22 protein-coding genes are annotated in these 24,457 nt (G+C 61.9%); 16 read left to right on the top strand and 6 right to left on the bottom strand.

Annotated elements, in window-relative coordinates:
- Nucleotides 1-697 precede the first annotated feature (697 nt).
- The 3 genes from VSR71_RS30940 to VSR71_RS30930 all read left to right on the top strand — a co-directional run bounded on the left by VSR71_RS30940 (nt 698) and on the right by VSR71_RS30930 (nt 4,242).
- Entirely contained in the window at nt 698-1,606 is a 909-nt protein-coding gene (locus VSR71_RS30940) for an HNH endonuclease (protein ID WP_342917375.1), read from the top strand.
- A 234-nt stretch (nt 1,607-1,840) separates the two neighbouring features.
- Nucleotides 1,841-2,917, top strand: coding sequence for a DUF3644 domain-containing protein (locus tag VSR71_RS30935; RefSeq protein ID WP_342917374.1), 1,077 nt, complete (start codon nt 1,841-1,843; stop codon nt 2,915-2,917).
- A gap of 275 nt (nt 2,918-3,192) precedes the next feature.
- Nucleotides 3,193-4,242 (top strand): hypothetical protein, encoded by a 1,050-nt coding sequence (locus tag VSR71_RS30930; RefSeq protein ID WP_342917373.1) that lies wholly within the window; start codon nt 3,193-3,195, stop codon nt 4,240-4,242.
- Between the two features lie 333 nt (nt 4,243-4,575).
- Here the strand turns inward: VSR71_RS30930 and VSR71_RS30925 are convergent, their stop codons facing one another.
- The 5 genes from VSR71_RS30925 to VSR71_RS30905 all read right to left on the bottom strand — a co-directional run bounded on the left by VSR71_RS30925 (nt 4,576) and on the right by VSR71_RS30905 (nt 9,238).
- Nucleotides 4,576-5,547 (bottom strand): tripartite tricarboxylate transporter substrate binding protein, encoded by a 972-nt coding sequence (locus VSR71_RS30925; RefSeq protein WP_342917372.1) that lies wholly within the window; start codon nt 5,545-5,547, stop codon nt 4,576-4,578.
- Nucleotides 5,548-5,640: 93 nt separating this feature from the next.
- A complete protein-coding gene (locus tag VSR71_RS30920; RefSeq protein WP_342917371.1) occupies nt 5,641-6,693 on the bottom strand; it encodes a 3-keto-5-aminohexanoate cleavage protein in 1,053 nt (350 codons plus the stop codon).
- 70 nt (nt 6,694-6,763) lie between these two features.
- A complete protein-coding gene (locus VSR71_RS30915; RefSeq protein WP_342917370.1) occupies nt 6,764-7,342 on the bottom strand; it encodes an RBBP9/YdeN family alpha/beta hydrolase in 579 nt (192 codons plus the stop codon).
- An 8-nt stretch (nt 7,343-7,350) separates the two neighbouring features.
- The gene (locus VSR71_RS30910) at nt 7,351-8,199 is read right to left on the bottom strand and encodes a TauD/TfdA dioxygenase family protein (RefSeq protein ID WP_342917369.1); all 849 of its coding nucleotides are present in this window, start codon (nt 8,197-8,199) and stop codon (nt 7,351-7,353) included.
- A 67-nt stretch (nt 8,200-8,266) separates the two neighbouring features.
- Complete coding sequence (locus tag VSR71_RS30905) at nt 8,267-9,238, bottom strand: quinone oxidoreductase (protein ID WP_342917368.1); 972 nt, start codon at nt 9,236-9,238, stop codon at nt 8,267-8,269.
- Between the two features lie 139 nt (nt 9,239-9,377).
- Here VSR71_RS30905 and VSR71_RS30900 point away from each other — a divergent pair, with 139 nt between their 5' ends.
- Entirely contained in the window at nt 9,378-10,442 is a 1,065-nt protein-coding gene (locus tag VSR71_RS30900) for an AraC family transcriptional regulator (protein WP_342917367.1), read from the top strand.
- Nucleotides 10,443-10,446: 4 nt separating this feature from the next.
- Here the strand turns inward: VSR71_RS30900 and VSR71_RS30895 are convergent, their stop codons facing one another.
- On the bottom strand, nt 10,447-11,439 hold the full coding sequence (locus VSR71_RS30895; protein WP_342917378.1) for an AraC family transcriptional regulator: 993 nt from the start codon (nt 11,437-11,439) through the stop codon (nt 10,447-10,449).
- 213 nt (nt 11,440-11,652) lie between these two features.
- Here VSR71_RS30895 and VSR71_RS30890 point away from each other — a divergent pair, with 213 nt between their 5' ends.
- The 12 genes from VSR71_RS30890 (at nt 11,653) to VSR71_RS30835 (ending at nt 24,457) form a co-directional block, all read left to right on the top strand.
- On the top strand, nt 11,653-12,711 hold the full coding sequence (locus VSR71_RS30890) for a 3-keto-5-aminohexanoate cleavage protein (RefSeq protein ID WP_342917366.1): 1,059 nt from the start codon (nt 11,653-11,655) through the stop codon (nt 12,709-12,711).
- A 95-nt stretch (nt 12,712-12,806) separates the two neighbouring features.
- Nucleotides 12,807-14,147, top strand: coding sequence for an MFS transporter (locus tag VSR71_RS30885; RefSeq protein ID WP_342917365.1), 1,341 nt, complete (start codon nt 12,807-12,809; stop codon nt 14,145-14,147).
- Nucleotides 14,148-14,208: 61 nt separating this feature from the next.
- Entirely contained in the window at nt 14,209-16,212 is a 2,004-nt protein-coding gene (locus VSR71_RS30880) for an acetoacetate--CoA ligase (protein ID WP_342917364.1), read from the top strand.
- Nucleotides 16,213-16,251: 39 nt separating this feature from the next.
- Nucleotides 16,252-17,232 (top strand): quinone oxidoreductase, encoded by a 981-nt coding sequence (locus VSR71_RS30875; protein WP_342917363.1) that lies wholly within the window; start codon nt 16,252-16,254, stop codon nt 17,230-17,232.
- Nucleotides 17,233-17,248: 16 nt separating this feature from the next.
- A complete protein-coding gene (locus VSR71_RS30870) occupies nt 17,249-18,097 on the top strand; it encodes a TauD/TfdA dioxygenase family protein (protein WP_342917362.1) in 849 nt (282 codons plus the stop codon).
- Between the two features lie 8 nt (nt 18,098-18,105).
- Nucleotides 18,106-19,755, top strand: a complete 1,650-nt coding sequence (locus VSR71_RS30865) for a fatty acid--CoA ligase (protein WP_342917361.1) — start codon at nt 18,106-18,108, stop codon at nt 19,753-19,755.
- A 19-nt stretch (nt 19,756-19,774) separates the two neighbouring features.
- Entirely contained in the window at nt 19,775-20,182 is a 408-nt protein-coding gene (locus VSR71_RS30860) for a carboxymuconolactone decarboxylase family protein (protein ID WP_342917360.1), read from the top strand.
- Between the two features lie 23 nt (nt 20,183-20,205).
- Nucleotides 20,206-20,529, top strand: coding sequence for a Rieske (2Fe-2S) protein (locus VSR71_RS30855; RefSeq protein ID WP_342917359.1), 324 nt, complete (start codon nt 20,206-20,208; stop codon nt 20,527-20,529).
- 133 nt (nt 20,530-20,662) lie between these two features.
- Nucleotides 20,663-21,700: an AraC family transcriptional regulator gene (locus VSR71_RS30850; protein WP_342917358.1), complete on the top strand. Its 1,038-nt coding sequence runs from the start codon at nt 20,663-20,665 to the stop codon at nt 21,698-21,700.
- 20 nt (nt 21,701-21,720) lie between these two features.
- Nucleotides 21,721-22,377: a hypothetical protein gene (locus VSR71_RS30845; protein WP_342917357.1), complete on the top strand. Its 657-nt coding sequence runs from the start codon at nt 21,721-21,723 to the stop codon at nt 22,375-22,377.
- A gap of 866 nt (nt 22,378-23,243) precedes the next feature.
- Entirely contained in the window at nt 23,244-23,660 is a 417-nt protein-coding gene (locus VSR71_RS30840; protein WP_342917356.1) for a helix-turn-helix transcriptional regulator, read from the top strand.
- A 161-nt stretch (nt 23,661-23,821) separates the two neighbouring features.
- A complete protein-coding gene (locus tag VSR71_RS30835) occupies nt 23,822-24,457 on the top strand; it encodes a Tn7 transposase TnsA N-terminal domain-containing protein (protein WP_342917355.1) in 636 nt (211 codons plus the stop codon).

Here is a 24,457-nt window from a genome sequence, read left to right as displayed (position 1 = left end):
TTTGAGCACTACAACGAGCAGCACCCCCATAGCGCCCTGAATTACCGCTCTCCGCGCGAGTTCAGGCGTGCGATGGCCTTATCAACCTAAGGGTGTGACCGTGTCCGCGGACACGGGGGCAAATCCACCGCAAACCTCCAAGTCCACATTGTCCTTGTACCCTCATCAACTCAAGGCAAGTGGAATCCAGGTTTGCTAAAAATCGGTGAGCAACGGTGTCGCAGGAACCGCAACTTCATTGAACTAGCGCCCGTCTCGGGGGTGAAGTATGAATCGTATGCCACCGTGACGACAGAAGGACGCCAGGCTGCAAAACTCTCAAAGCTCAAACGGGCGGCCTCGCCCACATCACCGAATCCACATACTCGTACTGCTATCCCTTGCCGTGCAACAGCCCATGCTCGCTGGCCATTGGGCATCATCTTGTGGAAGAGGTCAGTAACTGGAAGACAGAGTTATTTACCGTTACGCCTACTTTCGCGGCTGGTTGCAGACGGAATTGCAGGGTTGGTGAGCCCGCCTGCGGCTATGAAGCTGTCGCGGCCCTATTGACAGAAGTCCGCGTTGGACTTCGCAGTAGTCGCTGGCAAACCTCTCCGCCCCCTCCGCCTGCGGCTAAGAGCGGAGATCCGGATGCCCGGCCAAGAGTGGTTGCCCAGAAAACAGAACACCAACCTAGATAACAGAGTTGGCATCCATGCGCTGCACTTTTTGCAAACAAGACTCGAGTGACTCCCGGAGTGTCGAGCACATCATGCCGGAATCTATTGGCGGTCGTAAGCGCATCCTGCCGCGAGGTGTGGTTTGCGACAAATGCAATAACTACTTTGCCCGCAAAGTTGAGCAATCCATCCTGAATCAGCCGTGGATGAGAAACTTGCGCGCTTGGCATCAGGTTCCGACGAAGAAGGGAAACATCCCGTCATTGCTGGGGCACATCGCCGGCACAGAAATCGGGGTCAACATGCGCAGGACCCTTGATGGTAGCGTACAGCTCGCAACAGAGAAAGGCAGTGAAGTCCCTGCCCTCGATGCTGTCATGAAGACGGGATTTGAGACGCCGCTGATCTTCTTCGTGCACGACGAGGAAGTACCTCAACGAGAGATGGCGAGGCTTCTTGGCAAGATGGCCATCGAGGCATGTGCTGAAATCTTTTCGAAAGACGAGGACTCGTACAGGATATTTCTTAATGAGCCCTTCTACGACAACATGCGCAATTTTGCGCGGTATGGGACCGGCCCAAGAATTTGGCCATTCTCTCAACGCCGAATCTATCCGGTTGAAACGATGATGCCGCACCCCGACACCAACGAGTGGGTGCAAGCGGGGATCGGGTGCTCGCTGTTTATGACGCGCAGACTTGAGACGCTGTTTGCGTTCGTGTTTTACGGGATGGAATTCGTAATCAACGTGGGAGGTCCATCCTTAAAGGGATACGAAGAATGGGTGGAGGAACACAATGGGATTAGTCCGCTAGTCGAGCGCGTTGGTTGCAGTCTCATAGTGACTGAAGAAGAGGGTAAGCCGCGGCACTACCTTAAAGGTACGTTTGAACTTGAGAAGGGCTTCGAGTTTGATAGGGCGCACGGAGCCAATCTAGGGTGAGTGCAGTATGTGGACGGGTTAGCGTCTGCATGGGGCTTGGCTTGACAGCAAAAGGCGACTGTGCATCGGAAGTCCCAGACGGCGCGGTCGGAAACAATCGTAGCGTCTCAGTGTGCAACCGCGCCAGATCGGCCAGTAGGTGCCTCTGGCACCAGGACGCCCGTGTACGGATACAGGTCCGAGACGTCAGGGGCAGCCTCCTGCCACCGGCAGCTTTGCGACGCGTCAACCCTGATGCGCTGGTTTCTCGGCGGCAACGGCTCAGTGTTGCTCAAAAATGGCCACCGTACTGTAAAGTGTGCGCGAAAGGAGACCGCCGTGCGCCCGCCACTTCACCAGCGTTTCGTTGATAAAGCCGTTGCCGCAATTACTGCGGCCGTGGAGGTATACAACAAGCCGTCATTCTTGTACCGGGAGGAAACGTTTGCCATCCTGGCTCTGAATGCCTGGGAACTGCTACTCAAAGCCAAGGTGTTGAAGGATGCCCACAATGCCATCGCGTCGCTGAGGGTTTACGAGACTCGCGTAACCAAGGCGGGAATTAAGTCGCAGAAGAAGTTTTTGAAGCGCAACCGTGCAGGCAACCCACAGTCCATCACATTGGGCGGCTGCATCGCGCGTCTTGAAGAGACGCCGGCGTCGAAGCTGCCCAAAGAGGTAAAAGCGAACCTAGATGCTTTGGTTGAAATCCGGGACAACTCAGTTCACTTCATCACCGCTAGCGCAACGCTCGCACGCCAAGCTCAAGAGTTGGCCGCAGCGTGCGTTCGAAATTTCATTCTTTTGGCGAAGGGCTGGTTCAAAAGGGACTTTGGGAGCATTTTGAATCTGATATTGCCGCTGTCGTTCGTAACTCCTGCACAAGATCCCGGAGCAGTGGTGGTATCTGCCGATGAGTCCCGCCTTATTGACCATCTCAAGACACTGGCACAGGAAGTGGGCGACAGTGATGCCGAATACGCCGTAGCCATCCGTCTGCAAGTTAAACTAGAGAAGAGCTCCCTGGCAAACGCCTCCAAAGTTCAAGTCTCCAAGGACGCCGACGCCATCAAGGTGCAGCTTGCGGAGCAAGACATCAAAGAGAGGTACCCTTGGACCTATGATGAGCTTTGCAAGCGTATGACCGCGCGCTATAGCAACTTCAAGATGAACAACGAGTTCCACGCTTTGCGTAAGCCGCTGCTCGACGACGAGAGGTACGCGAAGGTTCGGTATCTTGACCTTGAGAACAAGGCTGGCCCGAAGAAGCCTTACTTCAACGCGAATATTCTGCAGGTCTTCGACCAGCACTACACGAAGAAGGTCGGGTGAATAGCTGGTAAACCGGCTCGATGCGGTATTTGACTGCCTGCGTCGCGGAATTCGCTAACACGCTTGGCATCCGTTGACGCTGGCGTTCACCGCGCAGGATTGACATTTGGACGTCGCTTTGGCTTCCACCTGGCAAAGGTCCCAGATTGAACAGAAGCAGTCATTTCCGGCCTAGTGCGCCAGGCTTTCAAGCTCGTTCTATGGGGTCAATCGTCCAGTCGTAAGGATCGCGTGCATATATTGGCGGGGCTCTATCACCTGCTCGGAATACCGTGATGGTTGACCACGAATATGAAGAGATGATGGCCAGGTATGTCGCGGACATGGAAAAACAGTCCCGCGAACGCCTTGCCGAAGCAACTGACCTGATTGCGAAGTTCACGGCTCTGGCCGCATCCAAGGGCGTGGCTCTCGACGCGGAGTCGTTCGAGTACATCCACACCATCGGCATCGTTGCCAAGGCGCAGGGCATCGCAAGGGCGCTATTGGGACCAATAAGGGCTGAGCGCGACGGGCTGCTTGCGTTCAACGAGATCGCGAGCCGTTTCCCGCCCAGCCCCAATTACGAAGGATGCTTTGCCGGGCCCGATTTTATCTTGATGGCCCACCCCTGCTACCGGCGCGGAATGCACCCAGTCAACAACTGGGCCCCAAGGTTTACAGACCTGTTCTGGCAGTTCGACGGCCCCGGCATAGAGAAATACATTGCCCTCGACGAAGACCGGGTCCGGATCGACGTCGATGGGCTGGGCTATTTCGAGGCCGACACTTGGTATGGCGCTCCCTTCGACGAGGACATTCGAAATATCAAACCTGGAATCGTCAAGCTGCGCCCGCCCATGGATCTCGAATCTCGGCATGTCTCTTTTTTCTTCGCCAACGCGTACGGTCTAGACATCAAGTGGAGCGAGTCGGATGGCATCAAGTCGTTTCAGGCCATGGAAATGAAGACGGAGGACATCCGGATCGAGGTCGAGGGGCAGCACTATTTCCCCGCCCGCTACCTGCACGCAGAGTTCGACCTCGTGGCCAACCGTTTCAGACACTTCGACGGTGCGATCCAGCTTTTCACGGAAGAAGAATATTTCCAGAGGCGGGATGCCGACTTCAACATGACGATGAAGAACCCCACGCACATCAAGGCCCGGTCGAGCAAGGTCTTCAAGATCAATGGCCCGCTGCGAACGAAGGACTGGGTCGAGTTCTGCTGCCACTTCTATACAGCCAATCCCCTTATCTTCGAGTACTTCAGCGGTGAGTATCCTAAGCACGTCGCTGAGATCCTCGAATGGACCAGGGCCCAAGCATCGCAACTCGCCGGCTAGACTGAACCCAGCTGCTGGGTGAGGTTGTGGAGAAGGTCCGCTACGGGTCGCAAGCGCCCGATGGAGCCGGCAAGGCGCCTTGTTGGCGTCGGCTGGCAGAAGCCGCAGCCAGTTTCGGCCGCACGTGCATCGCCTTGCCCCGTCATTCGAACGTCGGCTCCAATTTTGAAAACGGACATCTGCTGGCGGTGCGTAAGTTTACGCCCCTGTCCGCCACAGCCATTTGAAACGTCGTCAAGGCCAACAGCACCGTCAAGCAGCGGCGCTGAGCGATGCGTTGACGGACAGCCAGCTTTCCCCTATAGAGACGCGCCCAGACAATCGAGCCCGGCCCTAGTCCGGAACATAGCCGATTTCCTTCAGCTTCTGGGCATGGCGCCGGGACGACTCGCTCAACTGAGCCGCCAGTTCTTCCATCGGCACGCCCAGCGGGGGCTCCATCCCGATCTCCGCAATCTTCTTGCGAAAGGCAGGCGACTGCACGATGGCCATGGCCGAGTTACGTAGCTGGGCGCTGACCTCGGGCGACGTGCCGGAGGCAACCCATAGTCCGATCCATACGACTTGCGTCAACTTCGGATAGCCCAACTCCGCGAAGGTAGGAACGTTTGGAAGACTGGAAAGACGCTGGGGCGCAGTGGTCGCGAGGGCCTTCAGCCGGTTGGTCTTCAGGAACGGCAGCGACGTGGCCGGGCCGTCGAACATGAACTGGACATGGCCGCCCATGATGTCAGTCAGTGCCGGCGGAGACCCCTTATACGCGACATGGACCATATCGAGTCCGGTAGTCCTGTTCAGTTCCACGCCGAGAATATGCGACTGGGTTCCCAGTCCAAACGATGCATATTGGGTCTTGCCCGGATGCTGTCTGGCATAGGTGAGCGCTTCTTGGAAAGTGCTCACGGGCACGCTGTTGCCGGCCACGAACACCAGTCCGCTGCGAGCGAGATCGGTCACCGGCGTCAGCGCCTTTAGCGGGTCGACCGGCATCCTGACGATGTGGGGCGCTTCCGACGCGAAGGCATTGGTTCCGATCAGCAGCGTCGATCCGTTTTTCGGCGATTTCAGCAGTTCCCGTACCGCGATGACGCCGCTGCCGCCCGGCAGGTTCTCCACCACTGGCACCGCGTTGGGAACGACCGACGGCAATGTGTTCGCGAACACCCTGGCGATCGTGTCCACGGTTCCCCCGGCAGGACCGGTGACGATGATCCGGATCGGCCCCGAATCGGCTGGTGCCGCATACAAAGGGAAAGATGCAAGCAGCATAGCGGCTGCCAGACCGAGCGATCTCCAGATGGACATTCTTGTCTCCAATCGTGATTGCCGGGTCCGCGCCGGCGCGAAAACCGGTGTCGGTGCGCGAGCGGGCCCGTGCTTCTGTTTCAGTTGCGCGCCTCAGGCCGTCCAGGACGGCTGGCCGGTCCGGCCCTCTTTCCGGTTGGGCAGGTAGCCCACCTTCCTGAGCGTCTCGTCCGTGGTCTCGTACTGCTCGCCGATACGATAGATGCGACGGGCCTCGTCAGCGGTCGCCACTTCGCGGTACAGGCTGCGGGACATGTTCACCAGGCGCTCCACTTGCTGCACGGATGTCATACGCTCTCCCTTGCGGCCCCAAAGCGTGTCTTCGATGCCGCAGCGCGCATGGAAGCCCATTGCGATCGCCATTGTGGTCAGCGGATGGACGTAGCGCATAAAGGACTCCACGGTGAAGACCGCGTTGTCGGGCAGGCGGTTGGCCATTTCAAGCAGGTTGCGCGGATTCGGTCCTTCGGATCCCCCGCCGAGCTGCACCCAGTTCACCAGCAGCGGCCCTTTGTAGATGCCTCGGCGAATCAGCCGCTCGATGGATTCCATCTTGGCGATCTGGCCGACCATGAAATGCGGCTGGATGCCGGCGGCTTGCAGCCGCTTGAGATGCTCTTCCACAAATACCGGTCCGGCCTCGTAGGACATGTTGCGGTACGCCTCGTACATCGCCGGCTCGGCCATGGACGTCCCCGCGTATTCCTCCAGCGGATGCATCTCCGTGACGTTCATCGTGGCACTGTTGACCACGATCGTCACCTGGTCCGGCTTGGGGCTAAGTTCAGCCAGCATGTGGCGCGTATCGTCGCTCAGCCATTTGGCAGCCGCGCCGTCGCTCTCTGGCGCAAAGGAAATGGAGCCGCCCACCTGGAGAATCATCTTCGGTACGGCTTCGCGCAGGCGGGCAAGCAGTTCGTTGAACATGGACAGCCGCTTGCTGCCTTTGCCATCGGCCTCGCGCACATGCACGTGCAGCACCGTGGCGCCGGCGTTGTAGCAATCGACCGCTTTCTGAACCTGTTCATCCATACTCACGGCGATATCGTCCGAGTCGCTGGGCAGCCACTGCGGGCCATAGGGCGCCACCTGGATGACCAGGGGTTCCTGGTTCTCGGGCAACATGGAATCATCAAGAAATTGCACGGTTGTCTCCTTGGTTGGAAGCTAGATTGAAATGGATGCTCTGCAACGGGGAGCGGTGGCCCCCAATCGGTCAGATCAGTTCGCGGATCAAGTCGCGCGCCAGCGGCCATTCGCCAAAGCCGGCGGCAGGATTGAGGTGGCCGACTTCACCGAGGTCGACGAGGCGGCTGCCCCAGTTGTTAGCCATTTCTGCCACACGCGCGAACCTGGCCAGCGGATCATTGCGGCTCGCCGCTACGATGCTCGGGAACGGCAGCGCAACGCGGGGAATCGGCAGCCAGCCATTCCGCTCGAGTTCGTCGCGTGGTGTATGCCCGGCCGGCAAGGGGGTTTCCATGTCGGGCGGCGTTGCGAGCAAGGCGCCGTGAATCTGGCGAGCGCACTGCCTTGCCCAGTGCACGGTCGTCATGACACCGGCGCTATGGGCGACCAGGATCACGGGGCCGCTGATGCGGGCCAGTACCGCATCCAGTGCCGCCACGCGCGCCGCGCAGCTCAGCCTGTCCCGTTCAAACGGTGGCACGGAGACGGCGTTGGGCAATTGCGCTTCCAGCAGTGTCTGCCAGTGTTCGGCCACGTGATCGCGCAGGCCGGGGACGATCAGAATCGTAGGGTTCATTTCAGGGCATGCCTCGGTTTGGTGGATCATCGTCCCGATCAAAACGGCTTGCTGCCGATGATTCCGGCTCGCTCCATCCTGCGATGGCATGGCGGGTAGTCCATGACGGCGTAGTGCTGTGTGGCGCTGTTGTCCCAGATCGCCACGCTGTTGGGTTGCCAGCGCCAGCGCACCTGGAACTCTGGGACGTATGCCTGGCTGATCAGGTACCGGAGCAGCTCGCCGGCTCCCGGGTTGGCATCCTGGCCATAGCGGACATGCGCCGCGGTGTGGAAGTTGGTGAAGTGCGTGCTGAAGACATTGACGTACAGGAGCTTTTCGCCGGTCTCCGGGTGCGTCCGGACCACCGGGTGCTCGGCGTCAGGGTATTGCGCCTTGAGGGCAAGCCGCTTCTCCATCGGCATGGCCGCGCCGAAGGTGGCCTCGATGCTGTGACGGGCACGCAGGTCAGCGATCTGAGTCTTGACCCGATCCGGCAGTTTTTCATAGGCCAGGACCATGTTCGCCCACATGGTGTCGCCGCCGAGTGGCGGGCATTCCACGCATCGCAGCACGGCGCCAAATGGCGGCGCTTCACGCCACGTGGCATCCGAATGCCAGGCGTTCTCATAGCGGTCAGGCGGCTGGTCGGGCTTCTTGTAGATGCGGACCAGGCCGGGATTCTCCGGGTCCGAGCCCGCGACCGGGTGGTCCTCCAGTTCGCCGAAGCGGCGCGCGAAGGCGGCATGCTCGGCGCGAGTGAAATCCTGCCCACGAAGAAACAGCACACGGTGCCTGAGCAAGGCCTTGCGGAGTTCCGCAAACAGCGCGTCGTCGTGAATGGCATCGGCCAGCTTGACACCGGTGATTTCGGCGCCCAGCGCATGAGTCAGTTGCTCGATTCGCATGGTGCAATAGGGAGAAGAAGGTCGGTCGATGCTGAGGTTCCAGTGCTATCAGTGCTATGCGCGCAGTTCAAGGCACCAGCACGGTGGCGCCAGTCGTCTGCCGCGATTCCAGCGCGCGATGGGCGTCGGCGGCGTCGCGCAGCGCGTAGGTCTGTTTCGGTTCGCTCGAGATCTTTCCGGCCAGCACCAGATCGAACAGTTCCGTAGCCATCGACAGCATGTGCGAGCGCGGCGTTGCGTAGTGCGCCATCGCCGGGCGCGTGACCCAGATGGAGCCCTTAAGCGCGAGAGTCAGCGCATCGAAGGACACGGGGCCCGAGCTGGTACCGTTGCTGACCAGTGTGCCGCGCACCTGAAGGCTGTCCAGCGACGCCTGCAGCGTGTCCTTGCCGACGGAGTCGAACACCACTGGCACGCCCTTGCCGTCGGTGAGTTCGCGCACGCGCTGGGCGATGTTTTCGCGAGAGGTGACGATCGTGTGCGTACAGCCGTTCGCCCTGGCGATCTCGGCTTTCTCGTCGCTGCTGACGGTGCCGATCATCGTCACGCCCAAGGCGCGCGCCCATTGGCAGGCGATCAGACCTACACCGCCCCCCGCGGCATGATAGAGAATCGTCTCCCCACCCTTGAGCGGGTAGACCTGGCGGAACAGGTACTGGGCGGTCATTCCCTTCATGATCAGCGTTGACGCCGTACGATCGGAGACGCCATCTGGCAGGGGAATCAGGACGTTCGCGGGCATCACACGAACATCCGAATAGGCGCCCTGGGGTCCCATCAGGTAGCCGACGCGATCACCCACGCGAATATCGGTCACGCCGGGGCCGACCGCCTCGACGACGCCCACGGCATCCGAGCCGAGGCCACTCGGCAGGGCCAGCGGGTAGTAGCCAGTGCGGTGATAAACGTCGATAAAGTTGACGGCGATATAGCTATGTCGCACGCGCGCCTGGCCTGGCCCTGGCTCGCCGACGTCCACGTCTTCGAGCTTCAGGACTTCCGGGCCCCCGGTTTCGTACAAGCGGATTGCATGTGGCATCTGAGTTCTCCCAATTAGCGCTGGCTGTCTGCAGCACGCGGTGAAGTTGTTGGCTACTATATGGCGGCAGCGCGAAGCGCCTTTTAGTTTTCGCGCCATGTTTTTAATAATTGGCGCCAGTGCGCGTAAACACCGAGGCATGCCAGTGGCCATCACTCGCCAGAGAAACCAAGTGCCGGAAAACACTCCAAATGCGCGAGCCGCTGCGCTCACCAGCTACCCGCAGGTGGCCCTGCGGCTCGGCCTGAACCCCCACGAGTTCATGCGCCGGTTCGGTCTCGATCCGGCTACTTTGATGAATCGGGAACAGCGCATTCCCTTTGCGTCGCTGTGTCACCTGCTCGAAGCGACCGCGGCGGAATCATCGACGCCTTCCGTGGGCATCCAGATGGCCGAAGCGCGCACGGCGTTCGACTTTGGCGTCATCGGCGTGCTGCTCGCGCACAAGCGCACGTTGCGGGAGGTACTGAATGCGATGATGCATTACCGTCACCTGCTCAATGACGCACTCGGACTCTACGTCGAGACCACCGGTTCGCAGGTGATCATTCGCGAGGAAAATCTCTGTGATATCGGCGTCTGGCCACAGCAGACATTGGAGCTTGCAGTCGGCGTCCTGGTGCGTACCTGCGCCGCCGTGCTTGGACCGGACTGGCGTCCCGCCAGCGTGCATTTCACGCATGCCGCCCCGGCGGACCTCCGGGTCCACAGCCGGATCTTCGGCTGCCCGCTGGTGTTCGAAAGCGAGTTCAACGGCTTCGTCTGCCTGGCGAGCGATTTGGACAGGCCGAACCCGATGGCGGACCCCGAACTGGTCCGCTACGCGGAGGGACTCGCCGAGTCCGCCAGCGCCGGCGGCCGGCAGATCATCAGTGCCGAGGTCCGCAACGCGATCTACCTGTTGCTCCCGGTCGAGCAGGCCACGACCGAACACGTGGCGAGTCACTTGCACCTGAGCGTACGGTCCCTGCAGCGCCATCTCGAAGACGCGGGGACCACGTTTTCAAACCTGCTCGACGAAGTACGGCAGGAGCTTGCCGTCCGCTATATGAGCAACGAGCGCTACCCCATCGGCCGGGTGGCCTCGCTGCTCGGCTACACGCAGCAGGCGTCATTTACCCAATGGTTTTCCCGGCGCTTCGGCATGGCGCCGCGCACCTGGCGCGCCACACGGCCCTCCCACCCGAACACACGCGCCAAATGACCCGCTATTTGAGGCGCGCGGCACGCCAGGCACGCGGCGTAGTACCGAATCGCGCAGTGAACCACTGTGTAAACGAAGACTGGCGGGAATAGCCCAGCAGCGTCGCCACCTGACCTATGGGGTAACGCCTATTGGTCAGGTACCGCACGGCAAGTTCCTGGCGCACGTCCTCGACAAGGTTCGAGAAACTCGTGCCTGCCGCCTCAAGCTGACGCTGCATGGTCCGCACGCTCACATGCAGATACAGGGCGACCTCGTCCACGGTGGCTTGTTCGATCGGCAGCAGAAGGTGGATGGTCTTGCGCACGTCGAGCACGATGGACTCGGGACCCGAAACATTGAGCGGACGGGCCAGGCTTTCGGCGTACTTCACCAGTTCAGGATCGGCATTGGGATTGGGGCGATCCAGATCCGCCGCAGCGCAGACGAGACCGTTGAAGTCGCTGTCGAACTCGACCGCGCAACCAAAGAACTGGCGATGAAAGCGCCGGTCTTCCGGAGCCGGATGCGTGAAATTAACGCTCCAGGGCTTCCAATGCTCGCCCAGCAGACCAACGCAGGTGCGCGACAGCAGCCCGACGGCGAGCTCGGTTGCCTGACGCGTCGAAATGCCTGGGGACGCCATGATCTCCTCGCGCACCACGACCTTGTCGCCGCCGCTCTCCACATGGATGGCCAGGGCTTCATTCAACAAATGGCGATACTGCACCGCAGCCAGCAAAACCTCGCGCAACGTGCGTTTGTGCGACAGCACCAGCTCGATCATGCCGAAATCGAAGGGCTGGCGTGTATCGGCCATCTGCAACCCGAACGTCGCGCAGGCGGATTTCTCGGCAGCCATCTCCAGTAGCTGACAAACGGACGAAATGGGAAGGCGGCGCTCGGAATCCGCCAGGACGGCCGCATCCAGCCCGACTTGCCGCAGGAGATCCTGCGGAGACAGGCCGAAGCGTCTTGCCACCTGCAATAAGCCACTCAGGGCTCGTGCACGAACCATCGGATCGGCCACTTCCTTGTCCTCGTCATTGAAAGACCGCGCACGGATCACTTCTTCGCGTTTACGCGGAGTGGCGCGAAAACGAAAAACTATGGCGCCTGGAACGAAAAGTCTAACTGATCCAGCGCCTACAGTGGAGCCCATGCCGAACCCGCGTCCGACCAGACCGACAGGACCGGCAAAGGCGGTACTTTTCCCCCACAGGAGACAACCATGCAATTCCTCGACGATTCGCTTCACCCCGAAAACCAGCCGAAGGTGGTCATCACCGTCGCACCCTACGCCCCCGAATGGATGCCGGAGGACTTCCCCGAAGACATCCCCGTGACCATGGAGGAGCAGATCCAGAAGGCGGTCGATTGCTATGAAGCGGGCGCCAGGGTGCTTCACCTGCATGTGCGCGAACTTGATGGCAAGGGCTCCAAGCGCCTGTCCAAGTTCAATGAACTGATCGCCGGCGTGCGTGCCGCGGTGCCCGACATGATCATCCAGGTGGGCGGCTCCATCTCGTTTGCACCGGAAAATGAAGGCCAGGCCGCCACGTGGCTGTCCGACGACACCCGCCACATGCTGGCCGAACTCGATCCGAAGCCGGACCAGGTGACCATCGCCATCAACACCACGCAAATGAACATCATGGAGTTGATGACGCCGGATGCCGTGAAAGGCACGACGCTGGCCGACCCTGCCCTGGCGCAAGCCTATCGCGAAATGACGGTTCCGGCAGGTCCGGGCTGGGTGGAAGAGCATCTGCGCCGCCTGCAGGCAGCGGGCATCCAGCCGCATTTCCAGCTCGCGGGCATTCACTCCTACGACACGATCGAGCGCATGATCCGCCGCGGCATCTACAAGGGCCCGGTCAACCTGACCTGGATTGGTATCGCAGGCGGTGCCGATGGCCCCAACCCCTTCAACTTCATGAATCTCGTGCAGCGTGCAGCCGATGGCATCTGCATTACCTCCGAGTCTCTTCTGCGCAACGTGCTACCGCTGAACATGATGTCGCTGGCAATGGGCTTCCATCCCCGGCTCGGCACGGAAGACACCCTGACCGACCAGCATGGCAATCGCATGACGTCGGTCCAGCAGATTCAGCAGTGCGTGCGTATCGCCAAGGAACTCGGCCGCGAAATCGCCTCCGGCAAGGAAGCCCGCGAGATCTACCGCATCGGCACCTGGTACGACAGCGTCGACGAGACCCTCGCCGCCAACGGCATGGCGCCGAACCGCCGCCCCGGCGTCCGTGGCGTACCGCTGCACGCGGTGGCCTGACGGCACATTCGCCCGGCCCGGCGCGGGCCGGGCACCGACCAGATTAATAGCAGGACGCTTTCAAAGAAAAAGCGCTTGCCCCCGGAGACTCCACCATGAACTTCCATTCCGCCATCCCGGCCACAGACGACCGCGATGGCTATCTCGTCAGCAAGCCGAAAGCGTGGTTCGCATTTGCGATGACCTTCGCGCTGATGCTGTTCGACTACATCGACCGGCAGGTCATCGTGTCACTTTTTCCGCATTTGAAAGCGGCTTGGGGCCTGTCGGACATGCAGCTTGGCGGTCTGGTGTCGATCATCTCGATCGTCGTCGCCGCGGGTGGCCTGCCCGTGGCGCTGCTCGCCGACCGCTGCGGCAGGGTCAAGAGCATCTTCGTGATGGCAACGGTGTGGAGCCTCGCCACGATCGCTTGCATGTTCACGCGCAACTATAGCCAGCTCTTCCTGGCCCGCGCCATTGTCGGTGCGGGCGAGACCGGCTACGGCTCGGTCGGCGGCGCCCTGATTGCGAGCCTGTTTCCGAAGCGGCTGCGTGCCACCCTGCTCGGTGCATTCCTCGCGGCCGCATCGATCGGGTCCGTGCTGGGCGTAGTGATCGGCGGCCAGGTAGCGGCCCGCTGGGGCTGGGAAGCCGCCTTCGGCGTGGTGGGCGCTCCCGGTCTGATCCTGGCTGTCCTGTACCTGCTGGTGCCGGACTACAAGACCGTGGAGCTCGCTCCGGCCACGGCGCAGCAGCGGCAATCGACAATGGGCTTTACCAAACAGGTCGTCGCGTCGCTCGCCGGCTCACCCACTGTGTTGTGGACGTGCGTCGGTGCGGCGTGCCAGCTCGCTGTCGTTTCCACGATCTGGTCGTGGCTGCCAAGCTACTTCAACCGGTATCACGGTGCTGCCGCGGACAAGGCGGCCATGCTGGCCGCGGTCGTGGTTCTCTGCGGCGCCGTGGGTTCCTTCTTTTGGGGCGTAGCGGCGGACGCCGTCGGCGCGCGCCGTCCCCGCAACAAGCTCGTGATGATGGCCACGCTGTCCACGGCAACCCTCCTGGTTTTCGGCATCGCCTTTGGCGTGTCAGTGAACCCCACCCAGCAGTTCCCGCTGATCGCATTCGGCGGCCTGATGATGATGTGCACGGTCGCACCCGCCTCGAGCGTGGTGCTCGACGTGATCCATCCTGGCCTTCGTTCCACCGGCGCGGCCGTGCTGGCCCTGTTCCAAAACCTCTTCGGGCTCGCTGTCGGCCCCTTCGTGGGCGGCTTGGTGTCCGATGCGTGGGGCCTGCAGACGGCGCTGGCGGTCATGCCCGCCTTCGGCCTGGTTGCCGCGCTGTGCTTTCTGCGTGCGATGCGTACCTACGAATCAGAACTGGCCAAAGTCGCCGACGTCCGCATGGATGCCGCGACGCCCATCGCGTCGCCGGTAGCGGTATCCGCCTGACGCCAGATTCCACTTTCCAGGGTGCGTCGTGACAGGACGCGGCCACTATCGATACCCAGCAATGAGCAATACCCGTACATCGCCCCGCTTGCCTGAATCCGCGGCACTCGCTTGGGCGCCATCGCCTGAAATCGTCCGCCGCTCGCGCATCACGGCCTTCATGCGCTGGCTCGAGCAGGAGCGCGGCCTTGCCTTCGGCGATTACAACGCCTTGTGGCAGTGGTCGGTGGATGAGATCGACGTCTTCTGGCTGGCGCTGTGGCAATGGGCCGACATCCCAACGCCGCACCCACCCCGCGTGGCCCTCGCGGACCCCGCCATGCCGGGCGCCACCTGGTTCCCCGGCGTGCAAATGAACTACGTCGAGCAGGTGTTCCGCCACGCCACGACGGCGCGCCCCGCAATCGTCCATCGCAACGAGTCCGGCGAGACAGGCGAGATGAGCTGGGCCGAACTCCAGCGCCAGGTGGCGTCGGTGGCGGCCACGCTGCGCGGCATGGGCGTAGACCGGGGCGACCGCGTGGCGGCGTTCCTGCCGAATACGCCGCAGACCATCGTCGCGTTCCTGGCGGTGGCGAGTATTGGCGCGGTGTGGTCCGCCTGTGCCCCGGACATGGGCGAGCTGGCCGTGCTGGATCGCTTCCGCCAGATCGAGCCCAAGGTGCTGATCGCGGTCGATGGCTATCGCTATGGCGGCAAGGCGTTCAACCGCCTGCCGCTCCTGCACACCTTGCTCGAGCAGTTGACGAGCGTGGAGCGCGTCATCCTGGTGCCCGGTCTGGCGCAGGAAACATCGTGCTACGAATTCCGCGGCGGCATCACCTGGGCCGAAGCGACGGCGATGGACGTCCCGCTCGACCCGGAACTCGTGCCCTTCGATCATCCGCTGTGGATCGTCTACTCCTCGGGCACCACCGGCCTGCCCAAGCCCATCGTGCATTCGCAGGGCGGCATCGTGCTGGAGCATGTCAAGCTCACCACACTCCACCTGGACCTGAACCCCGGAGACCGCTTCTACTGGCAGGCCAGCACCGGCTGGATCATGTGGAACCTGCAGGTCGGCGGCCTGCTCGCCGGGGCGACCGTGTGCCTGTTCGACGGCAACCCGGGCTACCCGAACATGGAGACGCTATGGCGTTTCATCGGCGAGGAGAAAATCGACTTCTTCGGCGCCGGCGCCGCCTACTTCCAGTCGTGCCTGAAGGCCGGCGTCGAGCCGCGTGCCGTGGCCGACCTGTCGCACCTGCGTGGCATCGGGTCGACCGGATCGCCGCTGTCGCCGGAGGGCTACCGCTGGATCCTCGACCACGTCGGCCCGGTGTGGATCAATGCGCTGTCTGGCGGCACGGATTTCGCGGGCTGCTTCGTGGCCGGCGTGCCGACGCTGCCCGTCTATCTCGGCGAGATGCAGTGCCGCTGCCTCGGCGCCCGCGTCGAGGCCTTCGATGAAGCCGGCCAGCCGCTGATCGACGAAGTCGGCGAACTGGTCTGTACCGCGCCCATGCCATCGATGCCGCTCTGCTTCTGGAACGATAGGGACAACCTGCGGTATCGCGACAGCTACTTCGACACCTACCCCGGCATCTGGCGCCACGGCGATTGGGTGCGCATCACGCCGCGCGGCGGCGCCGTTATCTACGGCCGCTCGGACGCCACCATCAACCGGCACGGCATCCGCATGGGCACGAGCGAGCTCTACCGCGCCGTGGAGGAGCTGCCAGAGGTGCTGGACAGCATGGTCGTCGACCTCGAATACCTGGGCCGTGAATCCTACATGCCGCTGTTCGTCGTGCTGCGACCCGATGTGGAGCTGACGCCGGAACTGACGGGCACCATTCGCGACCGCATCAAGGTCGCGCTTTCCGCCCGGCACGTTCCCAACGACGTCTTCCAGGTGGCCGCCATTCCGCGCACGCTGTCCGGCAAGAAGATGGAACTGCCGATCAAGAAACTGCTGTTGGGGCAGCCGCTGGAGAAAGTGGCCAATCCCGACACCATGGCGAATCCCGAAAGCCTGGCCTGGTATGCCGGCTTTGCACGCGACCGCGCTGCGGCCGCCCGGTGAATCTGCCAGTCAACCATTGAACGAATCAGGAGAACGAAGATGGCAAAGGCTGTCCGCTTTTATGAAACCGGTGGTCCCGAGGTCCTCCGTTATGAAGATGTTGAAGTCGGAGAACCCGGCCCGGGCCAGGTACGCCTGCGCCACGAGGCGGTGGGGCTTAACTTCGCCGACATCTATTTCCGCACCGGCCTGTATCCGGCGCCGCTGCCGTCGGGGATCGGCACCGAGGGCGCCGGCGTGGTGGTGGCCGTGGGCCCGGACGTGACCAATGTGTCGGTCGGCGATCGCGTGACCTACACCGGCGCGTACAACACGCTGGGCGCTTACTGCACCGAACGCCTGATCCCCGCCGCTCCGCTGATCCGCCTGCCGGACGGCATCGCCTGCGAGACCGCCGCAGCGATGACCATGCGCGGCCTGACGTCGTCCTACCTGATGCGCCGCATCTATGACTACAAGCGCGGCGACACCATCCTGCTACACGCCGCCGCCGGCGGTGTCGGGCTGATCGTGTCGCAATGGGCCAAGCTGCTCGGGCTGACGGTGATCGGCACGGTCTCCAGCGAAGCCAAGGCCGAGGTGGCACGCGCCCACGGTTGTGACCACACCATCAACTACAGCACCGAGGATATTGCCAAGCGCGTGCGCGAACTGACGGACGGCGTCGGCGTCAACGTAGTGCTCGACAGCGTCGGCAAGGACACCTTCGAAGCCAGCCTGGACTCGGTCAAGCGCCGTGGCCTGGTGGTGTGCGTGGGCACGTCGTCGGGCCCGATCCCGCCGTTCAATCCGCACATCCTCGGCCTCAAGGGTTCGCCTTACCTGACACGCCCGGCGCTGGCCGACTACATCGCCGACCCAGCCGAGAAGGCCGAATTGGCAGGCGAGTTGTTCGACCACGTAGCATCCGGCCGCATCCGCATCGAGACCAACCAGCGCTACGGCCTGGAGGATGCGGCGCAGGCCCACCGCGACCTGGAATCGCGCAAGACGACTGGCTCGTCGGTCTTCATCGTCTGACGACGGAACCCAAATCATGCATATCGAGCAACTGACCCATGCGCTGGGCGCCGAAATCACCGGCGTGAAGCTCGCCGACGCCATCCACGACGACGGCCTCTTCGCCGAACTCCGTGGCGCGCTGTTGAAACACCGCGTCATCTTCCTGCGCGACCAGGACATCAGCCGCGCGGAGCACGTGGCATTCGCGCGCCGCTTCGGCGAGCTGGAAGACCACCCGGTAGCCGGCAGCGATCCGGAGAATCCAGGCCTGGTGCGGATCTACCGCACGCCCGAGCAGCCGAACGACCGCTACGAGAACGCGTGGCATTCCGACGCGACCTGGCGCGAGGCGCCGCAGTTCGGCGCGGTGCTGCGCTGCGTCGAGTGCCCGCCGGTCGGCGGCGACACCATGTGGGCCAATATGGTGTTGGCCTATGAACGGCTGCCGGAGCACGTCAAAACCGAGATTGCCGACCTGCGCGCCCGCCACAGCATCGAGGCAACCTTTGGCGCGGCCATGCCGATCGAGAAGCGGCTGGCACTCAAGGCGCAGTACCCGGATGCCGAGCACCCCGTGGTGCGCACGCATCCCGAGACCGGCGAGAAGATCCTCTACGTCAACATCTTCACGACTCACTTCACCAACTTCCATACGCCGGCCCGCGTGCGCTATGGCGCCGATGCCAACCCCGGCGCCGCCGACCTGCTGCGCTACCTCATCAGCCAGGCCACCATCCCTGAATACCAGGTGCGCTGGCGCTGGCAGCCCAACAGCGTGGCGATCTGGGACAACAGCGCCACGCAGCACTACGCCGTGATGGACTACCCGCCCTGCCATCGCAAGATGGAGCGCGCCGGAATCATCGGAACCAAGCCATTCTGAGCAACGACATGCAAGAGAACCTGATCACGCCGACGCCGTCGGCCTATGCCTTCCCGCTGCTGATCAAGCAGTTGCTGCTGAATGCGATGAGCATCCACGGCGAACAGGAAATCACGTACCGCGGCGAGCGTCGCTACAGCTTCCGGCAGTTCCGCGAGCGCATCGGCCAGTTCGCCTCCGTGCTGCGGGGGTTGAACGTCCGCCACGGCACTACCGTCGCGGTCATGGACTGGGACAGCCACCGCTACCTCGAAAGCTACTTCGCTATCCCGATGATGGGCGCCACGCTGTTCACGGTGAATGTGCGGCTATCGGCGCAGCAGATCCTCTATACGCTGAACGACTCGAAGGCAGAAGTTGTCCTCGTCCATGCCGACTTCGTCCCCATGCTGGAGGAGATCAAGGCGGAGCTGAAGTCGTTGCGGCGCGTGATCGTCATCGCCGACGGCGAGGTGGTTCCGGCCAGTACGTTGCCGGTGGCCGGCGAGTACGAGGCGCTGATGGACCAGGCTTCGGCCGACTTCGATTTTCCCGACTTCGACGAGCGTACCAAGGCCGCGACGTTCTACACGACCGGCACGACCGGGGACCCCAAGGGCGTGGCCTACAGCCACCGCGACATCGTCATGCATGCCATGTCCACCGCCATGAGCCTGTGCTCGCCGCGCGAGGGGCAGCGCCTGCACCGCGAGGACGTCTACATGCCGATCACGCCCATGTTCCATGTGCTGGCCTGGGGCATGCCATACATCGCGATCATGCTGGGGCTCAAGACCGTGCTGCCGGGCCGCTACATTCCCGAGCGGCTGGTCAACCTGCGCGAGTCAGAGGGCGTAACGTTCTCCCACTGCGTGCCGACCATCCTTCAGATGCTGCTCGATGCCGCCGGCGGCCAAGGCAAGGACCTGTCCGGCTGGAAGCTGATCATTGGCGGTTCAGCCATGTCACCAGCCCTGTGCGAGGCGGCGCTCGACCGCGGCATGGACGTGTTCACCGCCTATGGCATGTCGGAAACCGGTCCGATCGTCTCCCTCGCGCAACTGCCGCCGGGGTACCAGCCAAAGGATCGCCAGGAGGAGGTACGGATGCGATGCGCGACCGGCCGTCCGGTGCCGTTCGTCGACTTCCGCATTGTCGACGGGAACCTGAACGACGTAGCGCGCGACGGGAAGCAACAGGGCGAAGTCGTGCTGCGCTCGCCTTTCCTGACGAAGGGCTATGTCGGCAAGCCGGAAGCATCGGAAGAACTTTGGGCTGGCGGCTACCTGCATACGCAGGACATCGCCGTCATGGGCCAGGACGGCTTCGTCCGGATCGTCGACCGCATCAAGGACGTGATCAAGACCGGCGGCGAGTGGGTGTCCTCCATCGAGGTAGAAAGCCTGATCACGGGCGTGGCCGGCGTGCAGGAGTGCGCGGTGGTCGGCGTGCGTGACGAGAAGTGGGGCGAACGGCCGATGGCGTTCGTGGTGTGCAAGCCCGACGCGAACGTAGACGTGGAGGCGATCCGTAACGGACTGATGCAGCACGTCGATTCGAAGCGCGTCAGCAAGTATGCGGTACCCGATCCGGACCGCATCGCCTTCGTCGCCGAGATCCCGAAGACGAGCGTCGGCAAGATCAACAAGAAGCTGCTGCGCGAGCGTGCCGTCCAATAACCCGTCCCTGGAGACCAGCATGAACCGTGATGCCGATCCGACCGCCACGCCCGTCTGCGATGAACTGCGGGCCAGCGGCTACTGGAATTGTGACTGGGATGCGGCCGCCGAACTCGATCCGGTCTGGACGGAGCGGTTCGTGGCGATGGGCATGCATCCGCTGAAAGCGGGCGTGCTGGACCCAAAGGTCATAGAGTTCATCTGCATTGCGGTGGACGCGTCCTGCACACACCTGCACGCGTCGGGTACGCAGCGCCATATCCGCAAGGCGCTCGAACTTGGGGCCACGCGGGAACAGATCACCGCGGTGCTGCAGCTTGTCAGCGTGTTGGGTATTCACACGATGAGCCTGGGCGGGCCACTCCTTCTCGATGAACTGGAGCGTGCTCGCCAGGAACCAGCCGATGACAAGCAGGAGGTGGCGTGATGGGAGAAATACTACGGAACGCCATGAAGAAGCACATACCGGTTGCGCGGGCAGATGAACTTCGGCCCGGCCAGCGCAAGCTGGTCTTCGTCGACGGAAAAAGCATCGTCCTGTTCAATATCGAGGGGACGATCCACGCCATCGAAAACTCGTGCCCTCACAACGGCGCGTCGCTGGCCAGCGGGAAGCTGCAGGGCACCGTCCTGCAATGCCCCGCCCACGGCTTGCGGTTCGATCTGGCGAAGCCCTGTGAGCCCGGCTCGGCAAGCCTGTGCCTGCGTAGATTTCCCGTCCGGGCGACTGGAGACAGCGTGGCGTTGCTGATGGACGGCGCCGGCACGCCATGATCCGGGCACTCCCTGCCCACCGAGGTTTGGCTGGATGCATCTCTCCTCGCGGCATCTTTATCGGTCCATGCGACTTGCGGTATGACGGCGTGGGGGCACCTTCGCCGGCATCCGGGACTTCTGGAGACACACCATGCCCTACCTGCTGCGCAGCGGCAGTCTGACCAACTACGCCGAAGTGGCGCGGTCCGCAGGACTGAATCCCCATCAGCTTTTGGCCAATGCCAGCCTGAGCCGCTATGCCCTGCTCGACCCGGAGATCCGCATCCCGGTCGAGGCCGTGAGCCAGCTCCTCGAGGCCTCGGCGGCCTCGTCCGGCCAGGTCGACTTCGGCCTGCGAATGGCAGAATCCCGCCAGCTCGCCGACCTGGGCCCCGTGGCGCTTGCCATGCGGGAAGCGCCCAGTCTGCGCATGGCTCTCGATTCGATGGTGCGCTATCTGCACCTGCACAACGAGGCGCTTTCGCTTCATATCGAAGGATCCGGCGAACTGGTCACGGTGCGGGCCGAACTGCTCGGCACGGGTGACGGCGGTCGGCGCCAATCCATCGAGCTGGTGGTCGGGGCAATTCATCGCGCGCTGCATTGCCTGCTCGGCCGCCTGCACGGCGTGCCCCTGGTACCGCACCGCGTCTATTTCACCCACGCGGCACCCGCCAATACGGCCACACATACCCGACTGTTCGGCACAACGGTGGCGTTCAGCCAGGAGTTCGACGGCATCACGTACCGCGCGTACGACCTCGAAGTCCCGTTGATAGCCTACGACCGGTCCACAGTATCCGCGGCCCGGAAGCATCTCGATTCCTTGCTCGCCGAACGTGGGGAGAGCATGACCGACAATGTGAGGCGGCTGGTTGCATGCATGCTGCCGCAAGGCAAGTGCTCGGCCGACGAGGTTGCCCGGCAGTTGGGGATCGATCGCCGCACGGTCCATCGCAAACTCCGGCTCTCCGGCCAGAGCTACCTGACACTTCTCCATGAAGTGCGCGCCGATCTCGCAGTACGCTACATCGCAAATATTGAACGGCCGCTCTCGGAAGTTGCAGCGCTGCTCGGATTCACTTCGCTTTGCGTTTTTTCCAGGTGGTTCGCCACGCGATTTGGTTGTAGTGTGTCGGAATGGCGCGGTCGGCATGCGAACGCGGTCCAATCCGCGCCTGCGCAGTGACTGGTACAAGGAGCCAGACCATGCAGAACCAAAGAAGATCGGCCGATGCCATGCTGCCGACACTGGGCCGCCTATATCGCGAAGTGCGGACGATGAGCCGGCGGGTGCATCGCCAGTCGATCTTGCGGACTCGCGATGGTGTCGGCGACTACGCCGGAAACGTATCCTCGGTGATCAACGATATCCTGGATCAAGGCGACGCCCACGAGAGAGTCGTCTGCTTCGCGTCTGCAGCGGAGTTCGGCATCCCGATGCATCACCAGAGCGAGCGTTGCCGTCTGGCAGCCATCCGTACGGGTTCCAGTGCGATGCGTGTGTTGTACTGGACGGCGGTCCGGCGAATGCGATCGAACTGGCCAGCGCCGGATGAGGAAGCGGATCGCCATGCGAGGACCCGCACATCCCATGTAACTGAAGCATCCAGCCCAGCCATGAAGCGGCCTGAGACGGTGCTTTGCCGACAATGCGAAGCCCTGCGCAGCGATGCGCGGACTTCCCACGGACACGACGCATTGCGTCCCATCTCCGGAATGTATTTCCGATTGGCTGCTAGCGGTGTGCTGACCGAAGCGAGCGAGCACAAGTGCCGAATTTGCAGCACCAGCTGGACGCAACACAGGAGTGCTGCAAGCCTGTTCGTGAGTTGGTCCATTTCGAGGCAAGCGGCTGGTTCCTGATACAGCCGATTTGACCAATGATCGCGGACCTGGCTCTTGTTGAGAAACGACGGCTTTGCACTCGAAAGCTATCGTTGCAGTCGATCGAAAGCCAATGGCTGAGATGGGTCGGAAGTTGCCCCTGACCAACGCATACGACTGCACTCTCGCCCCCCCTCACTTGGGATATCGATCTAGAGCCTCCGCTCGCCGCAGCGCGGGGCGACCGCAAAAAGCAACGGCCCTGCCAATGGGCGAAGTGCGCCAAGCCGGCGGCGCGAACTCGTCACATGAGCCGAGGTACTCACAGTCGTGAGTCCTCGTGGTCCCACCATACGACGCGATCGCCTGAGATCGTCTGAGATCGTCTGAATCCCAACTCCGGTGCATTCATTGAAGAAAATGTCAGGGCCGGCGCCTGTCTGATTGCCGCAGACTGGCTTTCTCTCATGCAGAGGATGTGACGCCATCAGTCCACGGGACCGTGCCCATTCGAAAGTCATGCGCTGGCGCCGGTCGCTCAGGCCAAGGGTGATGCACGCGTCATGTGCTTATCGTGTTTTGCACGTTTTCATTTTTCTGTCCTCGCCAGCCCTACTGGTCAACGAACCAAAGGGGCAAACATGAATGGCATGAAATTCTCCCATCGGCACCAGAAGCGGTTGGCGAAAATGTATAGCACAGATTATACCGACTTAATCTACAACCATTTGTTTTTATTGGTGATTTTACTCATTCATCCAAACTCACATTGCAAGCCATCCATGCACAGACATAAGGGAAGACACGCAATTCAACTTTCGGCAAGTCACGTTCAAGTCAAAATATTCTTGAAAACACCGTGGTGATTTCTTAGTCTTAGCGGAGACCAATTCTCCTGCTTCCCGATGAGCCCATTCTCCATAGCTCTACGAACGTTGCGCGCGAGGTTCGAACTGGCGCAGGGAGAGTTCGCAGCACGGTTGGGCTACCGCCAGGCGTACGTCTCTGCTCTCGAATGTGGTTCCAAGCTTCCCAAGGAAGCGGATCTAGTAGACAGGATCGTTCAAGTCTTAAATCTGGATCCCATGGAGGAGGCTAGCCTGCGCGAAGCCTTTGAAATGTCCCGGCACTTCAACCTTCCGCCGCGCGGCTCGCCCGCCGCAGCGTATCGTTTGTGTGCACAGTTCTCTGAAGTGCTACCCACGCTCTCCCCAGCCGACGCGAAAGCCCTGTCGGCAATGTTGGAAGTGTTCCGTCGCAACAAGCAACCGCCCACCTTCGCCGACCGCGCGTCGGAAGCTACCAAGGAGATTCCGATGTAGAAAATAAAAACGCCACCTAACCCCGGAGGACTAGGCGGCGTGGAGATATCTTTCGATACCTCTGGTGGCACAGTCAGTATCGAACGCGTTCTCCCACCTGTCAAGTCCTCGTCCTGCTTTCCTGCCTGGAAGGGGGGAAGCCTATTCCCCGGAGAGGATAAATGTCTTGTGCCAGAAAGGTAGTCACGCGCTCGCCACATCGGCGAGTCGGACGTATTGCGTGCCCGTGGTTCCAGCCGACTGCGATCGAGTACGAAAGCCTCCTAGAGCGCGATTTCGTTCGACTCACCCTCCTAGACTTGGGAGTCTCGTCGATTTCCCACCAGCCCTTTTCCCTGGATCTTGGGAATCTGGGCAAGTATGTGCCCGACTTCCTGCTCATCGGACCAAATAAGAATCTTGTCGTCGAAGTAAAGCCAGAAGTCCACGCTGCCAGCGCCAGGAACAAACCGCGCTTGGCACGAGCGAAGGAAATCCTGCTTGATCGCGGATACCGATTCGCAGTCGCAACGGACAGGCACATTCATGGGGACGGCCGCCACCATCGCGCAAGCATCCTCTTGCGCCATGCGCGTGGCCAGGTCGGAACTGCCATCTTGGCTCGAGTCGAGGAAGTTGCCTCCCGCCACTGTGGCGGCATTGACATTGGCGGCCTGGCGAAGGCAGCAGACGCGCCGCTGCAGGCAATCCTTCACCTTGTTGGCCGCCGGCGCCTTCGGTTGAATGCGATGCTAGGCCTTGGTGAGGCCGATCCTGTCTATCCACTCGGAGACGGCCATGTCCGTGTACAGACTTGA

The organism is Cupriavidus oxalaticus (assembly GCF_038900635.1).
Lineage (GTDB): Bacteria > Pseudomonadota > Gammaproteobacteria > Burkholderiales > Burkholderiaceae > Cupriavidus > Cupriavidus oxalaticus_B.
The sequence above is the reverse complement of the archived record's forward strand: the minus strand, read 5'-3'. Positions and strand labels throughout refer to the sequence as shown.